Origin of the sequence: Neisseria sp. HMSC065D04 (assembly GCF_001815675.1) — a bacterium.
Taxonomy (GTDB): domain Bacteria; phylum Pseudomonadota; class Gammaproteobacteria; order Burkholderiales; family Neisseriaceae; genus Neisseria.
The window spans coordinates 3,548-8,761 of sequence record NZ_KV821529.1 but is presented as its reverse complement, the minus strand read 5'-3'; the positions used below and the strand labels follow the sequence as shown (position 1 = coordinate 8,761).

The window sequence follows — 5,214 nt, the reverse complement described above, 5'->3', positions numbered from 1 at the left end:
GTGATGTTGTGTGAACAAGCACTTTACCCGTGAACAACCATCAGTAGCGGGAGGGTAAAAATCGGCGGCAAGGCAGTTATCGCGCTTTGCCGTTTTGAGCGATGCCCTGATAAGGCTGACTACCGGCAATAGGTCGGGGAGCAGGTGGAAGCCCTGCATTTAAGCCTATTTTGACGGAGACGCGAAATGAAGCAAGAGAACGACACCTTAGTCCGACTGAAGGCAAACATAGATGCCAAACTGCGCCATGCAGTGGAATACCGCCGCGATCAGGAAGAACGTGAAATGCTGGAGCGCATGATTTCACGGGGTATGATTCCTCAAGACGATTACAGCAAGGAAGAGCGAAAATTGTTGATTAAAGCCTTTTTCGCCTTTATATACGGACAGAAAGGAGATTCAACCCGAGAAACAGCGCGGGAATTTGAGCTTGTGTTGCAGAAGATTTTGAGTAACAGGTGTACAACTAATTTGCCTCCAGAGAAAAATGCACAAGATCTATATATAGCTGGGCAGTTACCCTTTGAAAACAAGTGTGACATTAAGTGTTTTTTGTCCTATCATGGTCATTCGGAACGATATAAATATAAGGATTTAACCTTTAAACCGGATTTAAAGACTGAAATTGATAAGTAATCGATTCTGTACAAGGTCGTCTGAAAAAAGTTTTCAGACGACCTTCAATTTATCTAAAAGCGAAAGGAAGCAACATGAAAAAACTCCGCAAGCCCGTCAAACAAATTGTGATTGGCACTTACGAAAGCATGAAGGCTGCATCCAAACAGGTTGACCTGTTGATGCGTGGCAATAGTGATTTATGCGTAAATATCGTTCAGGACGGACGCAAGTTTCAGGTTCGAACGGTTGCTTGGCAATAAAAAAGCCGCTTTCTTTCAAAAGCGGCTTTGGGAGAATTGGATAATCTCGTAGGGGTACGCAGATTATCCTTTTTTTCGTCTTTTATTTCAATATGGAAAAGGTATGTGTATGAAAAAATCCTTGGGTTTGTTTACAGCGGCGTTGCTGGGTGCCGCGCCCGCCGTTTATGCTGACGATGCACTGACCGGCGATACACGATTGGCGTGTGAAGCGGTTTTGTGTCTGTCTTCGGGCGATCGTCCGAGCGAGTGTGCGCCATCGATTAAGCGTTATTTTTCGATCCGACACAAGAAATTGGGCGATACGCTCAAAGCACGTCGGAACTTTTTGAAGATGTGTCCGGCAAGTTCTGAAAATCGGGAAATGGCCGGATTGGTAGATGCCATTGCGGAAGGTGCCGGTCGTTGTGATGCAAAAGAGTTGAACCGAATGATGCGTTATTCGGCATGGGAACAGGTTTGCGAACAGAAAACCTATAACCGTCTTGGCCGAAACTACACCAAACAGGAAAACTGTAAGTTGGTAAAAAAATTCCGTGTGCGCCCCGAAAAACCGCAATACTGCAAAGCATATTTTGAACATGGTTTTACAACCACTGGCGACAAGGTGCGCTATGTCGGCGAAGAGAAAACCGGTGGTCGTTGGGTTGATGTTCACTGAAAATTTCACTCCTGCTCTACATCGGCATAATGTTTAGCAGTTTATGCAGCTCTTCCAAATTGGTAAGAGCTGCTTTTTTACAAACGAAAGCCTGTTCAAGGACGAGCAGGTTTCTTTTTGTGAAAAAACATTACAAACGAAAGGTTATGCCATGAAGGAAGTCCATTTTATTGCTCAGGGTAAGGGCGGTGTCGGTAAATCTACGATTGCCTCATTTCTCGCTGACTACTTAAAAAACGCCAGTGCTCTGCCTATCCCGCTGCACTGCTTCGATACCGACCCTGTAAACCAAACCTTCCTGCGTCATCAGGCTTTCAAACCCGAGCTGGTTAAAATCATGACGGAACACAATACCATCAATTCGCGTAATTTTGACGGTTTGGTGGAAAAATTGGTGTTCGAAGAAGGCATAGCCATTGTTGACAACGGAGCGGCAACGTTTGTGCCGTTGATGTCCTATATGGCGGAGAACTCAATTCCGGAGTTGTTGGCCGAGAATAATGTGAGAATGGTAATCCATGTGCCGTTGACGGGCGGACAGGCATTGAACGACTGTATTACAGGTTTGGTTCAAATACTGAAAAGCCTGAAAGCCGAGGTTGTTGTGTGGTTGAACGATTTTCGGGGAAACGTGGAGCAGGAAAAACCGTTTGACCAGTTTAAAGTTTATAAAGAATTTAAAGACCAAATTATCGGCGTCGTCCATATCCCAAACCGCAATCCCGACACTTTTGGGAAAGACCTTGAGGAGATGACAAGCAAAAATCTGTCTTTATCCGAAGCAATTACATCTGACGTATTTGGCTTGATGCCACGTCAACGCTTGAGAACTGTACAACGCGATTTGTGGGAGAAGCTGAATCAAGTCCCATTCTTGGCGAATCAACATGAACACGGAAGTGAGTGATGATGAATCAGTCTGATGTAGATAGCATCATTGCAGAAACGTTTCGTCTGTCGGGAGTGAAACTGACGCCGGATGATCCACTTATTCCGATCCTTTTGATGCAGGAAGGTCGTCTGAAGGCTTTGTTCGCTGAGCAGCGTGTCCATACTCGTCAGGATTTTGACGAAATCACTGCCGAAATCGAAGAACCGCTGAAAGCGGCGGTTCAGATTGCGGAAGATTTGAAAACCTATCGGGAGCAGATTATGGCTGATCTGCTGGCAGGGTACGGCAAAGAATTGTCCGAAAGCGAAGGACGTATATCCAGTTCCATTCAACAAAAAATTGCAAAGCAAACTCAGGCGCATATTGATGAAGTGGTAGCTAAAATGAATCGTTCTTGGTTAGTCGCTGCATTGATATTTTTTGCAATTATTCTTTTGGGGCTCTTTATTCCAAAATTTGTATAGGGTTTATATGTTAACGGAATCAAGAATAAAGGTTGTTACCGAAAAAGTAGGTAGGTTGTTTGTCCCACATGAGGAACAATACCCACATTACAAACTGGTTCCGATTGATACAGACAGGCAGGGTTATCTCTGCCTGCTGTTTTATATCGACAGGAGCAATTTTTTGGTACTTGAGCCGCGTATTAAACGCTATGCGGCAGTTCGGCGGCTGTCGCTGCTGCTGGAAAATGCCCCTTATACGGTCTATGAAACAGTGAGGTAGCCATGAAAACTTATGACGTGAAAGAAGCGGCGCAATACTGTAAATGCCACCCTGAAACCATACGGGAACACATCCGCTCCGGCCGTTTGGCAGCCTCCATGCCCGGGCGGAAATACTGTATCACGCAGCCCGCACTTGACGCATTTTTGACCGAACTGGAAAATGCGCGGTTGCTGGCTTCACTCGAAAGTAGGAGTGAACAAAAATGCCGATCTATAAACGCGAAAACGGCGTCTATTACATTGACATTACAACGCAAAGCGGTCAACGAATTAGACAATCTTCTCGCACGAAAGAAAAAAATGAAGCCCAAAGGCTGCACGACAAACTAAAACATGAATTATGGCAGCAGGAACATTTCAACGAAAAACCGAAACGGCTGTGGGATGAAGCGGCAGTTCGGTGGATTGAAGAGATGGGGGACAAGAAAAGCATCAGGGATGACATCAGCCGTTTGCGCTGCCTGGTTCATTTCAGAGGTGTCTTCCTGCACCATATGAGCCGTGATTTCATCATGCAGACCATCAACCGCATGACTTGTTCAGACAGTACCAAAAATCGCTATCTTGCCTTAATCCGTTCGATTTTGAATAAGGCGGAAAAAGAATGGGGCTGGCTGGACAACGTGCCGAAGTTGAAGTTGTATCGTGAAGCCAAACGCCGTATCCGTTGGCTGAAGCATGAAGAAGCCCAAAGGCTGATTGATGCCCTGCCGGGATATTTAGCCGATATGGCAGTGTTCAGCTTAGCGACAGGCTTGCGGCAACGCAATGTACTGGGGCTGAATTGGTCGCAGATCAATCTAAGCCGCAAGACGGCATGGATTGAGGCCGACGAAGCCAAAGCAGGGCGCGCTATCGGTGTTGCTCTGAATCAGACGGCACTCGGTATATTGGAAAAACGGAAGGGCAAGCATCCATCTTTTGTTTTTACCCAACCAAACGGCAAACCCGTGAAAAGCATCAGTTCGCGTATTTGGAAAAACGCATTGTCTCAGGCAGGCATTGTTGATTTCAGATGGCACGATCTGAGGCATACTTGGGCAAGTTGGCTGGTACAAGCCGGAGTTCCGCTCGCCGCTTTGCAGGAAATGGGCGGTTGGGAAAATGTCGGGATGGTTCAGAAGTATGCCCATCTAGCCCCCGAACATTTGCACGAACACGCGGCTATATTGGACAGTGTCGGTCTTAGTTTCGACACAAAACAGGCACACCCCAAGATAGGCGGTGGCTAAGAAAAAAGCCTAAACAATTGTTTAGGCTTAGGAAAAGTGGTGGGTCGTGAGCGATTCGAACGCTCGACCAACGGATTAAAAGTCCGCTGCTCTACCGACTGAGCTAACGACCCGATAAGCTGTGAATTTTATAGAAACAGATGAGCAGTGTCAATGTTTTTCTGTATTTTTTCGGAACAAAATAGAACTTAAAGCACTGTTTATCGTCATATAGAAGAGATTATTAACATGATATGTGTTACAATTTTTCGGGCTGTTTATATAAAACAGCATTTTAACCAAAATCTTAACCAAAAATTCAAGAAGGATAGGACATGAAAAAATTACTGATTGCCGCAATGATGGCGGCTGCTTTGGCGGCTTGTTCCCAAGAGACCAAGCAAGAGACTAAGGAAGCGGCACAAGCCGTTGCGTCCGATGTTAAAAACACTGCAGCTTCTGCCGCTGATTCTGCTGCCTCTGCCGCTCAAGAAGCGAAAGATAAAGTCAAAGACGCTGCGGCTGATGCAAAAGAAACTGCCGATAAAGCCATGACTGAAACTAAAGAAGCTGCCGACAAAGCGGCTACCGATGTAAAAGAAGCGGCAGATAAAGCCGTTACCGAAACTAAAGAAGCGGCCGGTAAAGCCAAAGAAGCGGCTACCGATGCAGCCAAAGATTCTTTGAACAAAGCTGCTGATGCGACTCAAGAAGCTGCGGACAAAATGAAAGACGCTGCTAAATAATTTGTCGTGTTGACATAAAAAGGTCGTCTGAAAACCGAAGTTGGTTTTCAGACGACCTTTTGGTTTCTATAGTGGATTAACTTTAAACCAGTACGGCG

General features: G+C 45.7%; 8 protein-coding genes and 1 tRNA gene. 8 read left to right on the top strand and 1 reads right to left on the bottom strand.

The annotated features are described in order from the left end of the window. The first annotated feature begins 186 nt into the window (after positions 1 to 186). The 7 genes from HMPREF3050_RS09100 to HMPREF3050_RS09075 all read left to right on the top strand — a co-directional run bounded on the left by HMPREF3050_RS09100 (position 187) and on the right by HMPREF3050_RS09075 (position 4,391). Positions 187 to 636 (top strand): hypothetical protein, encoded by a 450-nt coding sequence (locus tag HMPREF3050_RS09100; protein WP_070774523.1) that lies wholly within the window; start codon positions 187 to 189, stop codon positions 634 to 636. A gap of 74 nt (positions 637 to 710) precedes the next feature. Next, positions 711 to 878, top strand: coding sequence for a hypothetical protein (locus HMPREF3050_RS14640; RefSeq protein ID WP_019271420.1), 168 nt, complete (start codon positions 711 to 713; stop codon positions 876 to 878). Positions 879 to 987: 109 nt separating this feature from the next. Then, entirely contained in the window at positions 988 to 1,539 is a 552-nt protein-coding gene (locus HMPREF3050_RS09095) for a TrbM/KikA/MpfK family conjugal transfer protein (protein ID WP_070774522.1), read from the top strand. Positions 1,540 to 1,582: 43 nt separating this feature from the next. Then, complete coding sequence (locus HMPREF3050_RS09090) at positions 1,583 to 2,446, top strand: P-loop NTPase family protein (protein ID WP_349267287.1); 864 nt, start codon at positions 1,583 to 1,585, stop codon at positions 2,444 to 2,446. Continuing rightward, on the top strand, positions 2,446 to 2,895 hold the full coding sequence (locus HMPREF3050_RS09085; protein ID WP_070774520.1) for a hypothetical protein: 450 nt from the start codon (positions 2,446 to 2,448) through the stop codon (positions 2,893 to 2,895). The genes HMPREF3050_RS09090 and HMPREF3050_RS09085 overlap by 1 nt, the downstream gene beginning before the upstream one ends. A 264-nt stretch (positions 2,896 to 3,159) precedes the next feature. After that, positions 3,160 to 3,489 carry an excisionase family DNA-binding protein gene (locus HMPREF3050_RS13665; protein ID WP_094113374.1) on the top strand — a complete coding sequence of 110 codons (330 nt, stop codon included), beginning with the start codon at positions 3,160 to 3,162 and terminating at the stop codon, positions 3,487 to 3,489. Further along, positions 3,399 to 4,391: a tyrosine-type recombinase/integrase gene (locus HMPREF3050_RS09075; protein WP_246830258.1), complete on the top strand. Its 993-nt coding sequence runs from the start codon at positions 3,399 to 3,401 to the stop codon at positions 4,389 to 4,391. Before HMPREF3050_RS13665 ends, HMPREF3050_RS09075 begins: the two co-directional genes overlap by 91 nt. Before the next feature lie 37 nt (positions 4,392 to 4,428). On the opposite strand, the gene HMPREF3050_RS09070 is transcribed toward HMPREF3050_RS09075, so the two are convergent. Beyond that, positions 4,429 to 4,504, bottom strand: a tRNA-Lys gene (locus tag HMPREF3050_RS09070). A gap of 201 nt (positions 4,505 to 4,705) precedes the next feature. Between HMPREF3050_RS09070 and HMPREF3050_RS09065 the strand changes: the two genes are divergently transcribed. Further along, positions 4,706 to 5,116, top strand: coding sequence for an Ag473 family lipoprotein (locus HMPREF3050_RS09065; protein WP_003755882.1), 411 nt, complete (start codon positions 4,706 to 4,708; stop codon positions 5,114 to 5,116). Positions 5,117 to 5,214: the final 98 nt, after the last annotated feature.